This window comes from Sphaerisporangium rhizosphaerae (assembly GCF_042665155.1).
Lineage (GTDB): Bacteria > Actinomycetota > Actinomycetes > Streptosporangiales > Streptosporangiaceae > Sphaerisporangium > Sphaerisporangium rhizosphaerae.
Genome location: NZ_JBHTCG010000001.1, coordinates 575,884 through 594,700 on the forward strand (window position 1 = coordinate 575,884; position 18,817 = coordinate 594,700).

Sequence of the window (18,817 nt, forward strand, 5' to 3'; positions counted from 1 at the left end):
GGTGGGGTAGGTGGGACGGTCCATGCGGATGAGGCAAGGCACGGCAACCCGGAATGTTAGCGCTAACATCGAGCAGGAGGCAGGTTCCCCTTCCACCGAGGGCGGTAGCTCACCGTGGCCGGAGCCAATCCGACGGAGCGCGGCCGTGTCAACCGCCCGGACACCGGCGCGCTCAGCTCGTCCGACGCCGCACCGCCCCCAACTGGGCGGTGCGGCTCACGCACACCGGACGCCGCCCGGCGGCCGGTGAAACGTTCAGCTGATCGACCCGGACGTCACCCGCTCCCTCGCCACCCCGGCGGCGGCGGACGGGTCACCGGCCAGGATGTTTCCGTCCGGCTCGATAGTTTCGGCGCCCACCATGGCGATGTGAGCAGGGCGGCACCGGACGAGCACCGGCACGGCTCCGGAAACGTCCGAGTGCGCTCTGACGCGTTTCGTACCGCTTTCCCGAGCCGGCCCGGCAGGGTCGGCCATGCGCATGGCCAGACCGCCGCGTCCTCGCCCCTTCACCGCCGATAACGGCCTGAACCTCCCCTTCCCTGACCCCGTCGCCGCGTCCTCCCAGGCAGGCGGGTCATGGATGCCACGGTCGCGCCCGGCGCCCGCCCGCCGGGCGCCTGCGGCGGACGCCGCCTCGACAAGGGGTTTTCAGGATGTGGGGCTTTGTATTGACAGCCGAAAAACGCCATGCCTAAATTCTTGCGATCGGGGGTTTGATCTCTTCGTTCCTCCTGTGCGCCGGGCCGTGCCGGTGCGCGGTGGAGGCACGCGCGAGAGCCTGTTGCCGCGACATGACCTCCAGGAGGCGCACGTGCGCAAGCTCGTTCCGACGATCACCTTCCTCGTGCTGGCCGCGTCCGCGTGCGGCGGCTCGGGCGGCGGATCCTCCGGCGGGGCCGCCGAGCCCATCCGCGTCGGCCTCATCGTCTCCCTGACCGGCAACTACACCCCCCTCGGCAGCGAGGACAAGAAGGCGGTCGAACTCGCCGTCGAGCAGGTCAACGCCCAGGGCGGCCTGCTCGGGCGCAAGGTCGAACTGGTCGAGCGGGACGACAAGACCGCGCCCGACCAGGGCATCGTCGCCTTCAACCAGATCAAGGGGCAGATCGACGCGCTGATCGGCCCGGTCTTCTCCAACTCCGCGCTCGCCGTCGAGCCGCTGACCGAGCGCGCGAAGATCCCGCAGCTGTCGCTGGCCCCCGCCCAGGAGCAGGTCGAGCCGATCAAGTCCTACGTCTTCGTCACCCCCGCGTTGTCGAACATGTACGCCGAGCGGTACCTGCAGTACATCCAGTCGGAGAAGATCACCAAGATCGCGGTGGCGCACGACACCAAGAGCGCCTACTCCGTCGCCGGCCACAAGGCGATGGTGGCGCTGGCGCCGAAGTACGGGGTGAGCGTCGTCGCCGACGAGCCGTACGAGACCACCACCTCCGACTTCAGCGCGATCTTCACGCACGTCCGCGACTCCGGGGCGCAGGCCCTGGTGTTCTGGGGGTCGGGCGCCCCGGGGGTCACCGTCGGCAAACAGTACGCCGCCTCGGGGCTGAAGGTGCCGCTGTTCCTCACCGCCGCGCAGGCCAGCAAGCTGTGGCTGGAGCCGATGGGCTCGGCCGCCGAGGGCATGACCGTGCAGAGCGCCATCGGCGTCATCGGCGACCACCTGCCCGACAGCAAGCAGAAGCAGGTCATCGACCAGATGGCCACCCCGTTCAAGCAGAAGTACGGCTACCCGCCGCCGCAGTTCGCCCAGGACGGCTACAGCGCGAGCCTGCTGCTGTTCGAGGCGATCAGGAAGGCGGGCACCACCGACAAGGAGAAGGTGCGCCAGGCACTGGAGAACATGGACCTGGTCACCCCCAACGGGCGGTTCCGCTACTCCGCGACCGACCACTCCGGGCTGAAACCCGACTACATCTCCGTCAACACGGTGAAGAACGGACAGTTCGTGCCGACCAAGTGGGCGGCCGAGCAGCTCGCCAAGACCGTCACCGCCGAGTAGGGGCGACGTGCCGGGCATGCTCACCGTCGACGGCGTCTCGCGTTCCTTCGGGGGCGTCTACGCCGTCCGCGACGTCAGCCTCGACATCGCCGAGGGCGAGGTGCGCGGCATCATCGGCCCGAACGGCGCCGGCAAGTCGACGCTGTTCAACCTGATCACCGGCCACCTGCCCGCCGACCACGGCGCCATCGCGCTGCGGTCGGCCCCGCTGGACCGGCTGCCGCCGCACCGGCGCGCCCGGCTCGGGATGTCCATCGTCTTCCAGGGCGCTCGCGTGTTCCGCGGCATGACGGTGCGCGAGAACGTCATGGTGGGCGCGCACACCCGCGGGCGCACCGGTTTCGCCGCCGCCGCGCTGCGCCTGCCACGCCACCGCCGCGACGAGCGTGAGATCGCGCGGCGCGCCGAGGAGGCCCTCGACCGGGTCGGCCTCGGCGCGTGGGCCGAGAGTCAGGCGGGCCTGCTGCCCCTCGGGCAGCAGCGGTCCATGCAGGTCGCCCGCGCCCTGTGCGCGCGGCCGAGTCTGCTGCTGCTGGACGAGCCGGCCTCGGGGCTGCGGGCCGCCGAACGCGAGGCGCTGGCCGTGCTGATCGAGGAGTTGCGGGCCGGCGGGCTGACGATCATGCTGATCGAGCACGACGTCGCGTTCGTCACCCGGCTCGCCGACCGGATCACCGTGCTCGACCTGGGCCGGGTGATCGCCGAAGGCACGCCCGGCGAGGTGCGCGCGGACCCGCACGTGGTCTCGGCCTACCTGGGAGACGCCTCATGATCCCGCGCGAAAACCGCCCGGGGGCCCTGCGCGAAGGACCTCCGGAGACCCCGGGCGCAAAATCTCCGGGGACCCCGCGCGGCCCACGCCCCGCCGGTCCGAGGGGAGGACGCCTCGCGGGGCGTCCCGGGGCGGCGGCATGATCGAGGTCAGGGACCTGGTCGTGACGTACGGTGCGGCGACCGCGCTCGACCACGTCCGGCTCTCGGTGGGGCGCGGCGAGATGGTCGCCCTGCTCGGCCCGAACGGCGCAGGCAAGTCCACCCTGGCCGACACGCTGTCGGGCATCCTCACCCCCGCCGCGGGGACGGTCGAGGTCACCGGCCGGCTCGCGCACATCCCCGAGGGCCGCCAGTTGTTCCCCGACCTCACGGTGGAGGACAACCTGGTGCTGGGCGGCTGGCGCGCGGGAACGCGCGACCCCTCCCCGGTCTTCGAGATACTGCCCGCGCTGGCCGGGCTGCGCCGGCGCCGCGCGGGCGTGCTGTCCGGCGGCGAGCAGCAGATGGTGGCCTTCGGCAGGGCCCTGATGTCCCGGCCGGAGGTGCTGGTGGTGGACGAGCTGTCGCTCGGGCTCGCCCCCATCGCCACCCGCGACCTGGCCGCCCACCTGGTGGAGCTCAACCGGGAGCGGGGGCTCACCGTGCTGCTCATCGAGCAGAACGCCCGGCTGGCGTTCGGCGTCTGCGAGCGGGCCTACGTGCTGGAGGCGGGCCGCGTCGTGGCCGAGGGGCCGTGCGCCGAGTTGGCCGAGGATCCCCGCGTCGCCCGCGCCTATCTCGGCGGCTCCGTCGAGGAGCCCCGGTCGTGACCGCCACCGCCCCGGCGACCGGGCCGGCGCCGCCCATGGAGCCCGAGCCCCGAGGGGTCCCGGGAGCGGTGGACAGTGCGAGCGGCGTACCGCGGCCGGGAGGGCCATGACGTGAGAGAGTTCCTGACCTACCTGGTCAACGGCCTGGCCGTGGGCTGCGGGTTCGCCCTGGTCGCCAGCGGCCTGGTCGCCGTCCACCGGGTGACCGGCGTGGTGAACTTCGCCCAGGGCATGTTCGCCGTGGTCGCGGGGCTGAGCGGCTCGTGGCTGCTCGGCGCCGGCGTGCCGCACGGGCTCGGCGAGGCCGGCGCCGTCCTGATCGCCACCCTGGCCGGGCTGCTGACCGGAGTGCTCGCGATCGGCAGGCGCGGCACCACGCCCCAGTCATCGCTGATCATCACGCTGGGCGCCGGCGTGCTGGCCTACGCCGTCGAGATCGTCGTGTGGGGCGACCAGCCGCGCTCGTTCCCCGGCCTGCCGGGCTCGCTCACGATCGCCGGGGTCGGCGTCCAGAGGCAGCACCTGCTCGTCATCGCCGCCACCGCCGTGACCATCGCCGCGCTGGCCGGGTTCTTCGGCCGCACCTACCTGGGCAAGGCGCTGAGCGCGTGCGCCTCCAACCCCTACGCCGCCCGGGTGATCGGCATCGACGTCCGGAAGATGGGACTGCTGGCCTTCGCCCTCGGCGGGCTGCTCGGCGGGGTGGCCGGGGTGCTGGTGACCCCGCTGCGGCCCATCTCGTTCGACACCGACGTCGCGCTCATCGTGAACGGCTTCGCCGCCGCCGTGTTCGGCGCCCTGACCCGTCCGGGGCTCGCTCTGGTGGGCGCGCTGCTGCTGGGCGTCGCGGAGTCACTGGCCGCCGGGTACGGCTACGGCGCCTACCAGACGGAGATCGCCCTCGGCCTGATGCTCGTGATCATGGTGCTGCAGTCGGCGCGGCGCCCCACCGTCCTCGGGGAGACCGTATGACCCGCCTGGTGCCCGGCCTGGCCGTCGCCGCCGTCACGCTGGCGCTGCCGGCGGTGCTGGACGACAGCGCCCTGACGGTGTACATCTTCCTCGGCCTGGCCGCGATGGTCACGGTCGGCGTCTCGCTGCTGATGGGCTACGCCGGGCAGGTGTCGCTCGGGCAGGGCGCGTTCTACGCGGTGGGCGGCTACACGGCCGGCATCCTGGCCGTGCGCGGCGGCCCGCCGCTGGTGGGGCTGCTGGCCGCTCCGCTGGTCGCGGCGGCGTTCGCGGTCGTGGTGGGGCTGCCGCTGCTGCGGCTGCGCGGGCACCATCTGGCGTTCGCCACCCTGGCCATGCAGCTGATCCTGCTGTCGCTGGCGGGCCGGCTGTCGTTCACCGGCGGCGACATCGGGCTGCAGGGCATCCCTCAACTCGGCGCCGGCCCGTTCGAGCTGGGCGGCGCCGTCGGCTACGCCTACCTCACCTGGGCCGGCGTCGCGCTGGTGATGCTGGTGACCCGCAACGTCATCGCTTCCCGGCCGGGCCGCGCCTTGCGGGCCCTGGCCACGAGCGAGACGGCGGCGGCGTCCTCGGGCGTGCCGGTCGGCCGCTACAAGCTGGTGGTCTTCGCCCTGTCGGCCGCGTTCGCCGGGCTGGCCGGCGGGATCTACGCCTTCTACGCCGGGTACGTCGCGCCCTCCTCGTTCCCGGTGCTGCTGTCGATCGAGTACATCGTCATGGCCGTGGTCGGCGGGCTCGGCACCGTCTGGGGCGCGGTGGTGGGCGCGACCGCGATCACGCTGCTCGTGCAGGCGCTCAACGTGGTCGGGACGGCGCCCGGGATGCCGAGCTACGCCCCCGGCGTGCTGTCCTACGCGGTCTACGCGCTGGTGCTCATCGTGGTCGTGCTGTTCCTGCCCCAGGGGCTGGTGCCGGCCCTCACCTCCCGGCTCCGGCGAGGGCCTTCTCGGAGTGGGCGGTGACCTGAGGCTCCTCCTCGTCGTCCTCGCCGTGGCCGGCGACCGACAGGTCGGGAAGGATCCGGTCCAGCCAGGCCGGGCACCACCAGTTGAGCCGGCCCAGCAGCACCATGGTGGCCGGCACGAGCAGCCCGCGGATGACCGTGGCGTCCACGGCGATGGCCACCGCGAGACCCACGCCGAACACCTTCACCAGCGGGTCGGGGTAGGCGATGAAGGCGACGAACACCACCACCATGATCAGCGCGGCCGAGGTGATGACGCGGCCGGTCGCCCCGAGCCCCTCGGCGACCGCGCGCCGGTTGTCGCCGTGGCGCTGGTACGCCTGGCGCACCGAGGTCAGCAGGAAGACCTCGTAGTCCATGGACAGCCCGAACAGCACCGCGAACAGCATCAGCGGCACGTAGGAGTCGATGGGCACGGTGAAGAACAGCGTCGACAGGTAGGAGCCCTCGGCCGAGACCGGCGGGTCCAGGCCGACCAGGCCGCTGCCGAGCCCGTAGGAGAACACGATGGCCAGCGCGCCGAACGCCGCGCCGAGCGAGATGAGGTTCATCAGCGCCGCCTTGATGGCCACCAGCGGCGCCCGGAAGGCGAGCAGCAGGAGCAGGGCGCTGAGCAGCACGACGACGCCGATGACCGAGGGAGTGCGCTCGGCGATGCGGTCACTGGCGTCCGCCATGCCGGCGACCTCGCCGCCGACGTGCAGCCGCGCCCCGGGGATGCCGAGGGCACGCACGTTCCGTACGACGTCACCGGCGCGCGGGTCGCTGGGCGCGTACCGGGTGACCACCTGGAACAGCACCGACCGGCCCGACACGTTGACCTTCGCGGGCGAGACGTAGGTGACGCCCGGGACGTCGGCCAGGCGGTCGCCGACGCGCTTGACCGCCGGGGCGGGCGGGTCGGCGACGGCGACCGCGGCGTCCAGCTCGCCGACCACGATCAGCGGGCCGTTGCTCCCCGGCCCGAACCCGGTCTCCATCAGCTCGTAGGCCCGGCGGGCGTCCTGCCCCCGGTCGGCGTAGCCGTCGTCGAGCGGGCCGAGCTTCAGCGCCAGGGCGGGGGCGGCCAGGGCGCCGAGCACGGCGATCGCCACCACGAGCACCCGCCACGGGCGTCCGGCGACCCAGGTGCCGAGGCCCGCCCAGCCGCTCGCCGCCGAGTGCGCCGCGTCCCGCCGCGGGCCCACGAACGGGACGCGCAGCGCGTTGATCCGGTGACCGAGCAGGCCGAGCAGTGCGGGCACCAGGGTGAGCGAGGTGAGCACGGCGCAGACGACGGAGATGCCGGTGATCCAGCCGAGCGTGCGCAGCAGCGGGAAGCCGCCGAGCATGAGCGCGGCGAGCGCGATGACGACCGTGCCGCCGGCGAAGAAGACCGCCCCGCCCGCGCCCTGGGCCGTCCGGCGGACCGACTCCTGCACCGGCACCCCGTCGGCCAGCAGCTTACGGTGCCGCGACAGCAGGAACAGGGCGTAGTCGATGCCCACGCCGAGCCCGATCATGGACGCCATGACCGACGCCTGCTTGGGCACGTCCACCAGGTGGCCGAGCAGGCCGATGACGCCGAGGCCGACGCCCAGGCTGATGAGGGCGGTGAAGACGGGCACGAGCGCGGCGACCAGCGTGCCGAAGGCGAGCAGCAGCACCAGCAGGGCGCAGGCCACGCCGATGATCTCGCTGCTCCCGGTCTTGATCTCCTTGTCGGCGGGGGTGCCGTTGTCGGCCAGGACGGCCTCCACACCCGCCGCGCGCACCGGCTCGACGGCCGCCGAGATGCTTCGCGAGGTCGCGGCCAGGTCGCCGGAGTCGTTGCCGGAGAGCCGGACGGTGATGACGCCGATGGCCAGGTTGCGGGACAGGCCGCCGACCCGGTACGGCGTGTCCACCTGGACCACGTGCGGCACGTCGCGCACCCGCGCCATGGCGCGCTCGACGGCGCGCTTGCGTCCGGCGTCGATGAGGGGCTTGTCCTTGGAGTACAGGACGATCTGGAAGGTGCCGCCGGGGTCGTATCCGGGGCCGAAGCCCTGGCGCATCAGGTCGTGCGCCTGCTGGGCGTCGGTGCCGGGGATGGAGGCGTTGTTGCTGACCGGCCGTCCGAACACCAGTGTGCCCGCGGTCAGCGCCGCGGCGAGCAGGATCCAGGCGGCCAGCACGAGGCGGCCGTGCTTCGCGCACCAACCGCCCAATCGGCCGAGCATGCTAGCCATCGGTGACCGTCCCAGACAGTATTGGTGGATTCGGAAACACGCGGGAAACATCGTTCTGTACGACCGTGCAGGACGTACGTCTAAAGCGTAGGCGGGAATATCGTTGGACGCCCGACCGCGCTGAGAAGTGAGACGATGACCACAATCGACCGCGGGGGTGACACGCGCACCCGCATCCTCGCCGCCGCACGCCAGCTGTTCGCCGAGCGCGGCTACGCCGCCACCTCGCTGTCCGACATCGCCGCCCGCGTCGGCCTGACCAAGACGGCCGTGGCCTACCATTTCCACCCAAAGGACCGCCTGGCCGCCGAGCTCATCGCCCCCGCGGCCGACGACCTCGTCGCGCTGCTCGACAGCGACCACGGCGGCGATCCCCGCGCCTTCGTCGAGCCGCTCACCACGTTCGTCGTGCGGCACCGCGCCATCGTCGGCCTGCTCATGGAGGACATCGGCGGAGCCGACCAGGCCACCCCCGGCTCGCCCCGCGAGGCCATCCGGGCCTTCCGCGACGAGATCCACGCCCGGCTCGCCGGGCCCTCCCCCGATGACGCCGCCCGGGTGCGGGCGTGGGCGGTCATGGGGTCGCTGCAACTGGCGGTGGTCAAGACGATGGACCTGCCCGAGAAGACCGTGCGCGACCTGGTCCTCACCGCCGCGCTCGCCGTCCACGACGCGTTCCCGCCGCCGGAGGCCGGCGAGGCTCCCGGGTCCGCCGCATCCCACGACCAGGCCGGGTGACGGTGACAGGCCACCACGAAGACGCCCCTCCGTCCGCCGCCGGCCCGGAGGCACCGCTCAGGTGGCCCGACGCCGGAGCCGACCCTCCCGCCGACCGCCCCGCCATCCTGCGGGGACTGGAGACGGCGCTGCTGCGCCCGCCGCTGACCGTGCTGATCCAGGGCGAGGCGGGCATCGGCAAGTCCCACCTGCTGGCCGAGACCGAGGCCCTGGCCACGACCATGGGCTACCGCGTCCTGCACGGCCAGGCCCGCGACTTCGGCAGCGGCCTGGCCTACGCCTCCCTCGCGGACGCCCTCGGGCCGCTGCACGCCGAACCGGCCGCGCGCGAACCGCTCAAGGAACTGCTGGACGCCATCGACCAGGCCGCGCTCGGCGTCACCGGCGCCGCCCCGGCCGTGCGCACCGCCAACCTGCTGGAGTCGCTGCCCGGCCGCACCTTCCTCGCCATCGACGACCTGCACCTGGCCGACGCCGACACCCTGGGCGCGCTGTCCTATCTGCCCCGCCGCGTGCGCGGGCTGGCCGTCGCCGGCACCGCCCGCCGGCTCCCCGCCATGGACGCCGACCTGGTGGTCAGGCTCAGCCCGCTGTCGCTGGAGGAGGTCGCCGCGCTGGTGAGCGGCCTGCTCGGCCGGGTGCCGAGCGAGGCGACCGTGCGCCGCGTGCACGCCGAGAGCCGCGGCAACCCGTGGTTCGCCCGCGAGGCGGTGCTCACCCTGGTGCAGGGCGGCGCCGTTCAGTCCGCCTTCCCCGGTGACCGCCGCGGCGCCATCCTCAGCCGGCTGTTCCAGCGCGACCAGGGAGGCCGCAGCCTGGCCCGGGTGCTGGCCGCGCTGCGCCGCACCCGGCCCGCCTCCACGACCGACCTGCCCGCACTGGCCGAGGTCGCCGGCCTGGATGCGGCCGACGCCGAGCGCGCCTTCGACGGCCTGGTGCGGGACGGCCTGGTCGAGCCCACCCGCGACGGCGCCTACGAGTTCACCCACCCGCTGGTCGCCGAGGCCCTGTACGCCGACCTCGGGCCGGCCGAGCGGCGGCGCGTCCACGTCCGCATCGCCGAACTGCTCCACCGGCAGGGTCTGAGCGGCACCCGGCGGGTGCTCGAGTGGGCCACCCACGTCGCCGAGGGCGGCAGCAGCGCCGAGGCGCTGACCGCCATGCTGCGCGCCGCCGAACTGACCCGCTGGACGGCGCCGCTGTCGGCCGCCCACTGGTACGGCAGGGCCGCCGAACCGGCCCCCGCCGAGGAGCGCGGCGTGCTGCTGTCCCGGCAGGCCCTGTCGTACTGGAAGGGCTCACGACCGGCGGACGCCCTGGCCGCCGGCCAGGCCGCCCTGGCCGTGCTCGCCCCCGGACGCCGGCACACCCGCACCGCGCAGACGATGGTCAACGCCGCGCACGCCATGGGCCGGTACGAGGTCGCGGTGTCCATCGCCGCCGAGCAGCTCCCCCACGCCGACGACCCGACCGCCCTGCTGGCCCAGCAGGCGGTCATCAGCACCCAGCTCGGCCTGCCCTCGGCCGGCCTTGCCGAGGCCGCGTGGCGGGCGCTTCCGGGATGCCCGGCGCAGGATCTGGTGATCGCCCTCAGCGCGCTGGCCGGGGACGCGATCATCAAGGCGCGGTGGGAGGAGACCGAACGCGCCCTCGACGCGCTGCTGTCGGCCTCGGCCGCGCTGCCGCCGGCCGGCCGGCTGGCCGGGCTGGAGTCGGCCGCGCACATCCTGGCCAGCGCCGGCGCGCGCACGCGGGCGCTGGACCTGCTGTCGCAGGCCGAGCAGATCTACCGGGGGCTCGGCTGGCACAACATCGCCGGGCAGCACGCGCGCACCATGGCCGTCGTCCGCCGGCTCGGCGGCGAATGGGAGCACGCCCTGCGCGACATCCGCTCCGACGCGGTCGCCCTCACCGAGGCCGGGCTGTGGGAGAACGTCGCCCTGCTGCGCAACATCGAGGTGGACATCCTGCTGGACCAGGGACGCTACGACGAGGCCGGGCGGCTGCTCGCCGACCCGCCGCCCAACTGCGTGCTCCAGCTCTCGCTTCGCGCCGTGTTCAAGGCCCGGCGCGCTCTCGGGCTCGGCGACCGGGGCACCGCCGCCCGCCTGCTGGACGAGGCCGCCTCCGGTCCGCCCGACGTCCGGCACCGCGAGTTCGCCATCCGCGTCAACATGCACGCCACCGCCGGCGAGCTGGACGCGGCCCGCGCCGCGGCGACCGCGCTCGCCGAGACCGCCCGCACCGGCACCCCGCGGGCGCGGATGTCCGCCGAGCTGGCCGGCGCCATGGTCTTCGGGGACGCCGCCGCCGCCGAGGCCGCGCTGGAGTCCGCGCGGGCGGACGGCCTGCGCTTCGAGGAGGGCAAGGCCCGGCTGGTCCTCGGCGCGCTCGCCGACGGCTCCCACCTGGTCAGGGCGCACGCCATCTTCACCGACCTCGGCGCCGCCCCCTGGCGCGACCGCGCCGCCCGCGCGATGCGGCAGGCCGGGCTGGTCCCCTCCCCTTCCACCGGGCTCACGCCCGTCGAGCGGCGCGTGGTCGAACTGGTCGCCGAGGGCATGTCGAACCCGCAGATCGCCGACGAGCTGCACTACAGCCGCAAGACCGTCGAGGTGTACCTCTCCCGCGTGTACGCCAAGACCGGCCTGCGCTCCCGCGTCGAACTCGCCCTCGCCCACGAACGCGGCGAGGTCTGACCCACCCGAACCCGGCCCTGGACCCGCGGCCCCACCCCTGCATCCGGAGGTCAGGGTCGTCATGGAAGCCTCCGGTCTCGTATGGCGACCGGAGCCGGAAGGGGCTCGGTGTACACCCGACAAAGGCGGTGCGGAGAATGTCGGGCGCTCGGGGCCGGTGTCCCCGCACGATGGGGGCATGCACGACATGGATGACATGAATGACATGGATGACACGGCCTTGATATCCCGCTTCCTCCGGGACGGCTTCGTGAAGCTGGAGGGCGCCGTCGCGCCGCGTGTGGCCGAGCACTGCGCCCGGCTGCTGTGGCGGGAGACGGGCTGCGACCCCGGCGACCCGGCGACGTGGACCCGGCCCGTGCACTGGGTGGGCGACATGGCGCAGGGGCCGTTCGCCGCCGCGCCCAACTCCCCGTCCCTGCACCACGCCTACGACCTGCTCGTCGGCGCGGGACGCTGGCAACCGCGCTACTCGCTGGGCACCTTCCCGCTGCGCTTCCCGCACGAGGAGGAACCCGACGACGCGGGCTGGCACATCGAGGGGAGCTATCTGCCGGAGGGCGAGAGCTGGTACTTCACCAACCTGCGCTCCCGGGGCCGGGCGCTGCTGATGCTGTTCCTGTTCAGCGAGGTCGGTGAGCAGGACGCCCCGACCCGGATCCGGGTCGGTTCACACCTCGACGTGCCGAAGGTGCTGGAGAAGCACGGAGAGGACGGGGCCAGCGGGCTGGCCCTCGCACCCGATCTGGTGGCGGCGTCCGACCACCGGCCACTCGCCCTCGCCACCGGGTCCCCGGGTGACGTCTTCCTGTGCCATCCGTTCCTGGTGCACGCCGCGCAACCGCACCACGGGGTGCGTCCGCGCTTCATGGCCCAGCCGCCGCTGATGCCGGCCGCGCCGTACGAACTGGAGCGGGCCGACGGCGCGTACTCACCCGTGGAGATCGCGATCCGCCGGGGCCTGGGACAGCACACCCCCGGGCCGGACGGGGACGGCGCCGACCGCGGCGCCGGGTAGACACCCTTCACCCGCTCCTGTGACCGGGCGGAGAACCAGTCCCCGGCAGCGGCACGTCCGGCGCACTGCGGAAGCAGGTCTCACCACTCCCCGAGCACCGGCGGCCGAAGCAGGCGCCGCCGATGTCGGGGTCCCGCGTGGTCGGGCACTGCCTAGTGTGGTGGTCGTCACGAGGAAGGGGGCCGGGCGTGCTGGAGCGGCTGAACCAGGCCATGGAGCACATCGAACGCCATCTCGACCAGGCCGTCGAGGTGGAGGAGCTGGCACGCGTCGCGGCCACCTCGGAGTACCACCTGCGCCGGATGTTCTCCGCGCTCGCGGGCATGCCGCTGTCGGAGTACATCCGGCGCCGCCGGCTCACCCTCGCGGGCGCCGAAGTACTCGCGGGGCGTGAAACGCTGCTGGAGATCGCGGTGCGCTACGGCTACGGCTCCGGGGAGGCGTTCGCGCGGGCGTTCCGTGCCATGCACGGCATCGGACCGGGCGAGGCCCGGCGTACCCGCGCCGCGCTCAGCTCCCAGTCGCGGATGGCCTTCCGCCTCACCATCGAAGGAAGTAGCAGTATGCGATACCGCGTTGTGGACAAGCCGGACTTCACCGTCGTCGGGCTCAAGACCCGGGTACCGCTGGTGCATGCGGGGCCGAACCAGGCGATCATCGACTTCGTCCGCGCGATCGACCCGCGGACCCTGGAGCGCCTGGAGAAACTGTCCGACCAGGAGCCGCACGGCATCGTCGCGGTCTGCGACGACCTGGACCCCAGCCGCGCCGAGGGCACCGACCTCGACTACTACCAGGGCGTGATCACCTCCGCGGCCGCTCCGGAGGGCACGACCACGTTGGCCGTGCCGGCCGGCGCCTGGGCGGTCTTCACCACCTCCGGGCCGGCGCCGCGGGCCATCCAGGAGCTGTGGCGGGATGTGTTCACCGAGTGGTTCCCGTCGAACCCGTACCGCACCCGCACCGGCCCCGAGATCGTGCGCATCCGCCTGTCGCCGGAGAAGACCGAGGCCGACGCCGAACTGTGGCTCCCGGTGGAACCCGAACACGGCTGAACGGCGCCCGCCGGGGCATCCGGGGCGTGACGCCGCTTCCCGCCGTTCTCACGGCGGTGTGCGGCGTCAGCCGGTCATCTCGCCGCCCGGCCCGGGCGTAGGGCGGGCCAGGTGGTGAGGGTGGCGGCGCCTGCCGCGATGGTCAGGCACGCGCCCACCACGCCCAGCAGCAACGGCCCCGGCAGGACGAGCGCGACCGGAGTCGCCATGGCCTCCTCCAACCCCGCGCGCATCCCGAGCAGCGCGGGCAGCGCCACCGCCAGGCCCAGCACCGTCCCGAGGATGACCACGAGCGCCGACTCGGCGGCCACCGTCCCGAGCACCTGCCGGGTCGTCGCGCCGGACAGGCGCAGCACGGTCATGTCGCGGAGCCGGCCGGCCGCCGCCATCATCAGCGTGCCGGCGATCGCGACGGCCGTGTAGCCCGCCGACACGACGACCAGGAGGACGGTGAAGATCCACACGAGCCGGTCGTCCTCGGTGTCGGCCAGGGCCCGATAGGTCGCGAGGTCGACCACCCGAGCGCCGAACCCGGACGGCGGCGGCCCCGCGCTCTCGCCCAGGACGAACGCCTCGTCGGCGAGCACCGACCTGTCATGCGTCCTGACCAGATCCCGCGGCACCAGAACGCCGCCCGGTCCGCCCTCGACCACAGCGATCACCCGTAGCGGCACGTCGATGCCGTCCTCGAAGGCCGCTCGCACCGTGCGGCCGGGCGTCCAGCCCCACTGGTCCGCCACCCACGACGCGACGGCGATGCCGTCCCCCCGCCCGCCGTTGTCGGCCCCCCGCTCGCCGAAACCGTCGAGCGACCCCGACAGCACGCGGAGCCTTCCCCAACCCCGCGCGACCAGCTCGGGGCTGACGCCCGCGGTGGGCGCGGCGTCGCCGTTCCCCTTGTACAAGGCCGTGGTCAGTATGGACGTCGCGCCGGCCGCGGAGACCGCCGCATCGGAGAGGCCGGGCACGCCGTCCGCGACCACCATCGCCTTCACCGGGAAGGAGGCGGTCCGCGCGGACACGAACGCGCCCGCCGTCGTCTGCACCATTCCGGTGATCAGCACGGCGAACCCCACCGTGACGAGTACGGGCGTCGCCGTCGAGGCGGTACGCCTGACCGCGACCAGCGCGCTCTCCCGCACCAGCATTCCCGCCGCGCCGCGCAGCCGTCCGAGCGGCCAGGTGAGCACCCGCACCACCACAGGGACGACGGCCGGACCGAGCAGGGCGAGGCCGACGATGAGCGCCATCGCGGTGGCGAGGCCGGAGCTCACCAGGCCGTCGCCGCCGGTGCTCGCGGTGAGCACCGCGCCGGCCAGGCCGGCGGCGCAGAACAGCAGGCCGGCGATCCACCGGCCGCGCGGCATCGGCCGCTCGTCCGCCCCGGCCTCGCGAAGCGCTTCCAGCGGGCTCACCCGGGCGGCACGCCGCGAGGCCGACCCCACGCCGATCAGGGCGACGAGCACACCGACCGCGAACGAGCCGGCGAGCGGGACCGGCCGCGGTTCCACCGCGAATCCCCGCGGTTCGAACCCGGCCTCCACCAGCAGGTCTCCGAAGACCGGAGCGAGCAGGGCGCCGAGCGCGACCCCCGCCGCCGCGGCGGCGACCCCGACCACGAGCGCCTCGCCGTACACCATCGCGCGGACCTGGCGCGGGGTCGCCCCGACGGCCCGCAGCAGCCCGAACTCGTGCCGCCGCTGCGCCACGCCGAACGAGAACGTCGAGGCCACCACGAAGATCGAGACGAACGCCCCCATGGCGGCCATGGCGGTGAGCACCTGCATCCCGATCCAGCGGATCCGCGCGTCGTCCAAGGGCTCCAGGGCGGCCCTCGCCTCGCCGGCGAACACCCGGCCGTCGCCGCCCGTGACCGCCCGCGCGGCGGCCTCGACCGCGGCGACGTCCGCGTCCGGCGCGGTGACCAGCCCGATCGTCCGCACCCCGCCGGCGAGGGTGTCCGCTTCCGCGTCGCTCACGTACACGCCCGGCGCGTCGACCGTGCCCGACACCGTGTGGACCGCGGGTCCTCTCGCGGTCAGCACGGTGACCCGGGCTCCCGGGGCGAGGCCGAGCGCCCGGTCGAGCACGACCTGTCCCGGGCCCCGCGGCGCCGTGCCGGACGCCAGACGGTACGGGGCCAGCGCCGCGGCGGACCAGGCGTACCCCTGGTGGGCCTCGACCGGTTCGCCCGCGATGACGGCCTGCGCGTAGAAGGATCTGTCGGGTATGGCCCGCGCCACGCCGGGGATGCCGCCGAGCCGCTCGGTGAGCGCCGCGGCCGTCTCGGGCGACCAGGGCCGGTCGGGGGTGAAGTTCCCTTCCTGCCGCTCGATCGTCGGCACCGCCACCAGGACGGCGGCGCCCGCGAGCCGGGCCGGGAGCCGGGGCCCCGCCGAGAAGAACGCCTGGGAGGTCACCGACACGATCGCCACCGCCAGGAAGAGCGTCACGAACGTGCCGGCGAAGGTGGTCCAGCGCTCGCGCACCCCGGCGACGCCCAGCCACGCGCCACCGCCCGAACGCCGCGACCCGCCGCCACCAGCACGTCCCACCGCGCCGCCTCCCGCACGCTCTACCACACCGCTTCCCACACGCTCTGTCCCTGCACCGCCCGCGGTCGCGTTCAGCATGCCGACCGCTCCAGACCTGTCATGCGGGCCGCGACCGACTCCGCGTCGAGTTTCCCGTTCAGCTCCTCCACCAGCCGGCCGTCGGCCAGGAACAGCACCCTGTCCGCGTAGGCCGCCGCGACCGGATCGTGCGTCACCATGACCACCGTCTGCCCCTGGTCGTCGACCATGCCGCGCAGCAGGCGCAGGACCTCGCGGGATGCCTTGATGTCCAGCGCGCCGGTCGGCTCGTCGGCGAACACCACGGCCGGCCGGGTGATCAGAGCGCGCGCGATGGCCACCCGCTGCTGCTCGCCGCCGGAGAGCCGGCTCGGCCTGTGGCCGGCGCGCTCGGCCATCCCGACCCGTGCCAGCGCCGCGCGAACCTCGGCGGAGGCGACCGCCCGCCCCGCCAGGCGCAGAGGCAGCGAGACGTTCTGCTCCGCGGTGAGCGCGGAGACCAGGTTGAACGCCTGGAAGACGAACCCCACCCGCTCGCGTCGCAGCACGGTCAGAGCGGTCTCTTTCAGCGTGGCGAGGTCGGTGCCGTCGATGACGATCTTCCCACCGTCGGGCCGGTCGAGCCCCGCCGCGCACTGCAGCAGCGTGGACTTCCCCGAGCCGGACGGGCCCATGACGGCCGTGAAGGTGCCGGCGGGAAAGCCGGTCGTCACCCCGTCGAGCGCGATCACCTCATGGGCGGCCGTGCGGTAGGTCTTCTTCACCGACCACAACCGCACGACGTCCGGGGAGTCCGTCCCCACACGCCCCATGCCCGAATTGTCGGCATCCGGGCGACCCGTTCCCCCGCGGTCCGTACTCAGGCGTTCCAAGGCCGGGTGACTCATGCCTGGGCGGGCCGTCTCTGCGTTCTCCATGACGGCAAGCCAAGCCGGTCGGCGGCGGCGGCACACTGGCGCTACGGCGAGGACCGGAGGTAGACCCAGCACCACTGTGCGGGCCGCGGAGGTCGGATAGCGTCGGACCGTGCTCGCCCGGACCGCCCTGGAGGCCCTCACCCGCAAGCCGTCGGCGTTCCTGCGGTCGCCCTGGCCGTGGCGTTCGCTGGCGTACCTGCTGTCCAGCGCCTATCTCGCCTTGGCCGCCGCCGTCCTGGCGGCCCTCGCGTACCTGTACGGGCTCGCGGTCGCCTGCGCCGTCCTGCTACCGCTCGTCGTGGTGAGCGGGCTTGCCGCCGCGCGGCTCGAGCGGGCGCGGCTCGGCCTGGTGGACCTCCGCCCGGCCGCCGACCCGCACCGGCCCCCCGATCGGCCGGGCGTGCGCGCCTGGTTCGCCACCCGGCTGCGCGAACAGGCCACCTGGCGTGAGATGGCCCTCCTGCCGGTGGCGATGGTCATGTGGTTCGTCGACCTGGGCGTGGCGTTCCAGGCCATCTGGTTGCCGCTGCTGCTGTTGTCGGGGCCGTTGCAGCCCACTCTCGACCTTTTGACCGGCTGGCTCGTGGCCGCCGGTGGGCTTCTGCTGTTCCCCGTGGCCGCCTATGTCGTCACCGCCTGGGCGGGCACCCGGGCGAGCATCGTCCGCGCGGTCCTCGCGCCGGACGACACCGAGGTCGTCCGCTCGCGCGCCCGGCTCGTCGACGCCTTCGAGAGCGAGCGGCGGCGCATCGAGCGCGACCTGCACGACGGGGCCCAGCAGCGGCTGGTCTCGCTCACCATGAACCTGGGGCTCGCCCTGCTCGACCTGCCACCGGGCTCGCCGGCCGCCGTCCAGATCGACCAGGCGCACGGGGAGGCCAAAAGAGCGCTGGCGGAGCTGCGCGAGCTGATCCGCGGCATCCATCCGCACGTGCTGACCGACCGTGGGCTGCCCGCCGCCGTGCTCGACGTGGCGGGCCGGTCGCCGGTCCCTGTCGAGGTGGACATCTCCCTGCCCGCGCGACTGCCCGGCCCGATCGAGGTGACCGCCTACTACGTCACCTCCGAGGCGCTGGCGAACGTGGCCAGGCACAGCGCGGCGAACCACTGCCTGGTCCGCGGCAGGCTGCTGGACGACACGCTGGTGCTCCAGGTGGAGGACGACGGCGTCGGCGGCGCCGACCCGGCGGCGGGGTCGGGGCTGTCCGGGCTGGCCGACCGGCTCGCCGTCGTCGACGGCGTCATGACCCTGTCCAGCCCGCCCGGCGGCCCCACCTCGCTTCGAGTGGAGATTCCGTGCCCCCTCTCCGCGTAGCCATCGCCGAAGACGTCGTCCTGCTGCGCGAAGGGCTGGCCGGGCTGCTCGAACGGTTCGGCCACCAGGTCGTCGCGTCGGTCGGCGACGCCGGCGCCCTGCTGGACGCCGTGCGGGAGCACGAGCCCGACATCGTGGTCATGGACGTCCGGATGCCGCCCGACTTCACCGACGAGGGCGTGCGCGCCGCCCTGGCCCTGCGGGCCCACCGCCCGGGGCCTGCGGTGCTGCTGCTCAGCCAGTACGTCGAACAGACCTACGCGGCCGAGCTCCTCGACGTGGGCGCGGGCGCGGGCATCGGCTACCTGCTCAAGGACCGCGTCGGCGACGTCAGGGACTTCGTCGACGCCCTCGAGCGGGTCGCCGCCGGCGGCACGATCGTCGATCCCGAGGTCGTCCGGCAGATGCTCGGCCGCCGCCGCGCCCCGCTGGCCCGTCTGACGCCCCGCGAGCGGGAGGTGCTCGGGCTCATCGCCGAAGGCCGCTCGAACGCCGCCATCGCCCGGCGGCTGGTGGTCACCGAGGCGGCGGTGTCCAAGCACATCGCCGGCATCCTGGCCAAACTGGACCTGCCCCCCGCCGAGGACGACCACCGCCGCGTCCTGGCCGTCCTCACCTACCTGCGAGGCTGACAGCTCGTCGCACGCGGCCGGAGCGGACCTGTCACCAGGCCGCGCACCAAGTTCGCCGGAGCCCCGCCACGTCAACCGCGGCCCCCACCGCGGCCGGCGGGGACTGCGGTTGACGATGTCGATCAAGATAGAG

14 protein-coding genes are annotated in these 18,817 nt (G+C 73.9%); 11 read left to right on the forward strand and 3 right to left on the reverse strand.

The annotated features are described in order from the left end of the window. The first annotated feature begins 814 nt into the window (after positions 1-814). The 5 genes from ACFQSB_RS02510 (at position 815) to ACFQSB_RS02530 (ending at position 5,525) form a co-directional block, all read left to right on the forward strand. Positions 815-2,005, forward strand: coding sequence for an ABC transporter substrate-binding protein (locus ACFQSB_RS02510; RefSeq protein WP_380824010.1), 1,191 nt, complete (start codon positions 815-817; stop codon positions 2,003-2,005). A gap of 16 nt (positions 2,006-2,021) precedes the next feature. Continuing rightward, positions 2,022-2,777 (forward strand): ABC transporter ATP-binding protein, encoded by a 756-nt coding sequence (locus ACFQSB_RS02515; protein WP_354915726.1) that lies wholly within the window; start codon positions 2,022-2,024, stop codon positions 2,775-2,777. Between the two features lie 139 nt (positions 2,778-2,916). Next, positions 2,917-3,588 carry an ABC transporter ATP-binding protein gene (locus ACFQSB_RS02520; RefSeq protein WP_380824011.1) on the forward strand — a complete coding sequence of 224 codons (672 nt, stop codon included), beginning with the start codon at positions 2,917-2,919 and terminating at the stop codon, positions 3,586-3,588. 111 nt (positions 3,589-3,699) lie between these two features. Beyond that, positions 3,700-4,560 carry a branched-chain amino acid ABC transporter permease gene (locus ACFQSB_RS02525; RefSeq protein WP_354835361.1) on the forward strand — a complete coding sequence of 287 codons (861 nt, stop codon included), beginning with the start codon at positions 3,700-3,702 and terminating at the stop codon, positions 4,558-4,560. Continuing rightward, positions 4,557-5,525 (forward strand): branched-chain amino acid ABC transporter permease, encoded by a 969-nt coding sequence (locus tag ACFQSB_RS02530; protein ID WP_380824012.1) that lies wholly within the window; start codon positions 4,557-4,559, stop codon positions 5,523-5,525. The genes ACFQSB_RS02525 and ACFQSB_RS02530 overlap by 4 nt, the downstream gene beginning before the upstream one ends. On the opposite strand, the gene ACFQSB_RS02535 is transcribed toward ACFQSB_RS02530, so the two are convergent. Beyond that, positions 5,482-7,728 (reverse strand): MMPL family transporter, encoded by a 2,247-nt coding sequence (locus ACFQSB_RS02535; RefSeq protein ID WP_380824013.1) that lies wholly within the window; start codon positions 7,726-7,728, stop codon positions 5,482-5,484. The two genes, ACFQSB_RS02530 and ACFQSB_RS02535, sit on opposite strands and share 44 nt — an antisense overlap. A gap of 144 nt (positions 7,729-7,872) precedes the next feature. Between ACFQSB_RS02535 and ACFQSB_RS02540 the strand changes: the two genes are divergently transcribed. From ACFQSB_RS02540 to ACFQSB_RS02555, 4 genes are all read left to right on the forward strand, one after another. After that, positions 7,873-8,475: a TetR/AcrR family transcriptional regulator gene (locus ACFQSB_RS02540; RefSeq protein WP_380824014.1), complete on the forward strand. Its 603-nt coding sequence runs from the start codon at positions 7,873-7,875 to the stop codon at positions 8,473-8,475. Continuing rightward, the gene (locus tag ACFQSB_RS02545) at positions 8,472-11,174 is read left to right on the forward strand and encodes a LuxR C-terminal-related transcriptional regulator (protein ID WP_380824015.1); all 2,703 of its coding nucleotides are present in this window, start codon (positions 8,472-8,474) and stop codon (positions 11,172-11,174) included. Before ACFQSB_RS02540 ends, ACFQSB_RS02545 begins: the two co-directional genes overlap by 4 nt. Before the next feature lie 205 nt (positions 11,175-11,379). After that, entirely contained in the window at positions 11,380-12,192 is an 813-nt protein-coding gene (locus tag ACFQSB_RS02550) for a phytanoyl-CoA dioxygenase family protein (protein ID WP_380824016.1), read from the forward strand. 188 nt (positions 12,193-12,380) lie between these two features. Further along, positions 12,381-13,247, forward strand: coding sequence for an AraC family transcriptional regulator (locus ACFQSB_RS02555; RefSeq protein ID WP_380824017.1), 867 nt, complete (start codon positions 12,381-12,383; stop codon positions 13,245-13,247). Between the two features lie 74 nt (positions 13,248-13,321). On the opposite strand, the gene ACFQSB_RS02560 is transcribed toward ACFQSB_RS02555, so the two are convergent. Continuing rightward, positions 13,322-15,802 (reverse strand): FtsX-like permease family protein, encoded by a 2,481-nt coding sequence (locus tag ACFQSB_RS02560; protein WP_380824018.1) that lies wholly within the window; start codon positions 15,800-15,802, stop codon positions 13,322-13,324. 71 nt (positions 15,803-15,873) lie between these two features. Beyond that, positions 15,874-16,632: an ABC transporter ATP-binding protein gene (locus ACFQSB_RS02565; RefSeq protein WP_380824019.1), complete on the reverse strand. Its 759-nt coding sequence runs from the start codon at positions 16,630-16,632 to the stop codon at positions 15,874-15,876. A 214-nt stretch (positions 16,633-16,846) separates the two neighbouring features. Between ACFQSB_RS02565 and ACFQSB_RS02570 the strand changes: the two genes are divergently transcribed. Together ACFQSB_RS02570 and ACFQSB_RS02575 are read left to right on the forward strand one after the other, a co-directional pair. Further along, positions 16,847-18,052 carry a sensor histidine kinase gene (locus tag ACFQSB_RS02570; protein WP_380824020.1) on the forward strand — a complete coding sequence of 402 codons (1,206 nt, stop codon included), beginning with the start codon at positions 16,847-16,849 and terminating at the stop codon, positions 18,050-18,052. Further along, positions 18,034-18,684 (forward strand): response regulator, encoded by a 651-nt coding sequence (locus ACFQSB_RS02575; RefSeq protein ID WP_380824021.1) that lies wholly within the window; start codon positions 18,034-18,036, stop codon positions 18,682-18,684. The genes ACFQSB_RS02570 and ACFQSB_RS02575 overlap by 19 nt, the downstream gene beginning before the upstream one ends. The last annotated feature ends 133 nt before the right edge of the window (positions 18,685-18,817 follow it).

What these genes read in the sequence shown, in the direction of transcription:
- ACFQSB_RS02515 (WP_354915726.1), top strand. Translation starts at nt 2,022, where the DNA reads ATGCTCACCGTCGACGGCGTCTCGCGTTCCTTCGGGGGCGTCTACGCC.
- ACFQSB_RS02520 (WP_380824011.1), top strand. Translation starts at nt 2,917, where the DNA reads ATGATCGAGGTCAGGGACCTGGTCGTGACGTACGGTGCGGCGACCGCG.
- ACFQSB_RS02530 (WP_380824012.1), top strand. Translation starts at nt 4,557, where the DNA reads ATGACCCGCCTGGTGCCCGGCCTGGCCGTCGCCGCCGTCACGCTGGCG.
- ACFQSB_RS02535 (WP_380824013.1), bottom strand. Translation starts at nt 7,728, where the DNA reads ATGCTCGGCCGATTGGGCGGTTGGTGCGCGAAGCACGGCCGCCTCGTG.
- ACFQSB_RS02540 (WP_380824014.1), top strand. Translation starts at nt 7,873, where the DNA reads ATGACCACAATCGACCGCGGGGGTGACACGCGCACCCGCATCCTCGCC.
- ACFQSB_RS02550 (WP_380824016.1), top strand. Translation starts at nt 11,380, where the DNA reads ATGGATGACACGGCCTTGATATCCCGCTTCCTCCGGGACGGCTTCGTG.
- ACFQSB_RS02565 (WP_380824019.1), bottom strand. Translation starts at nt 16,632, where the DNA reads ATGGGGCGTGTGGGGACGGACTCCCCGGACGTCGTGCGGTTGTGGTCG.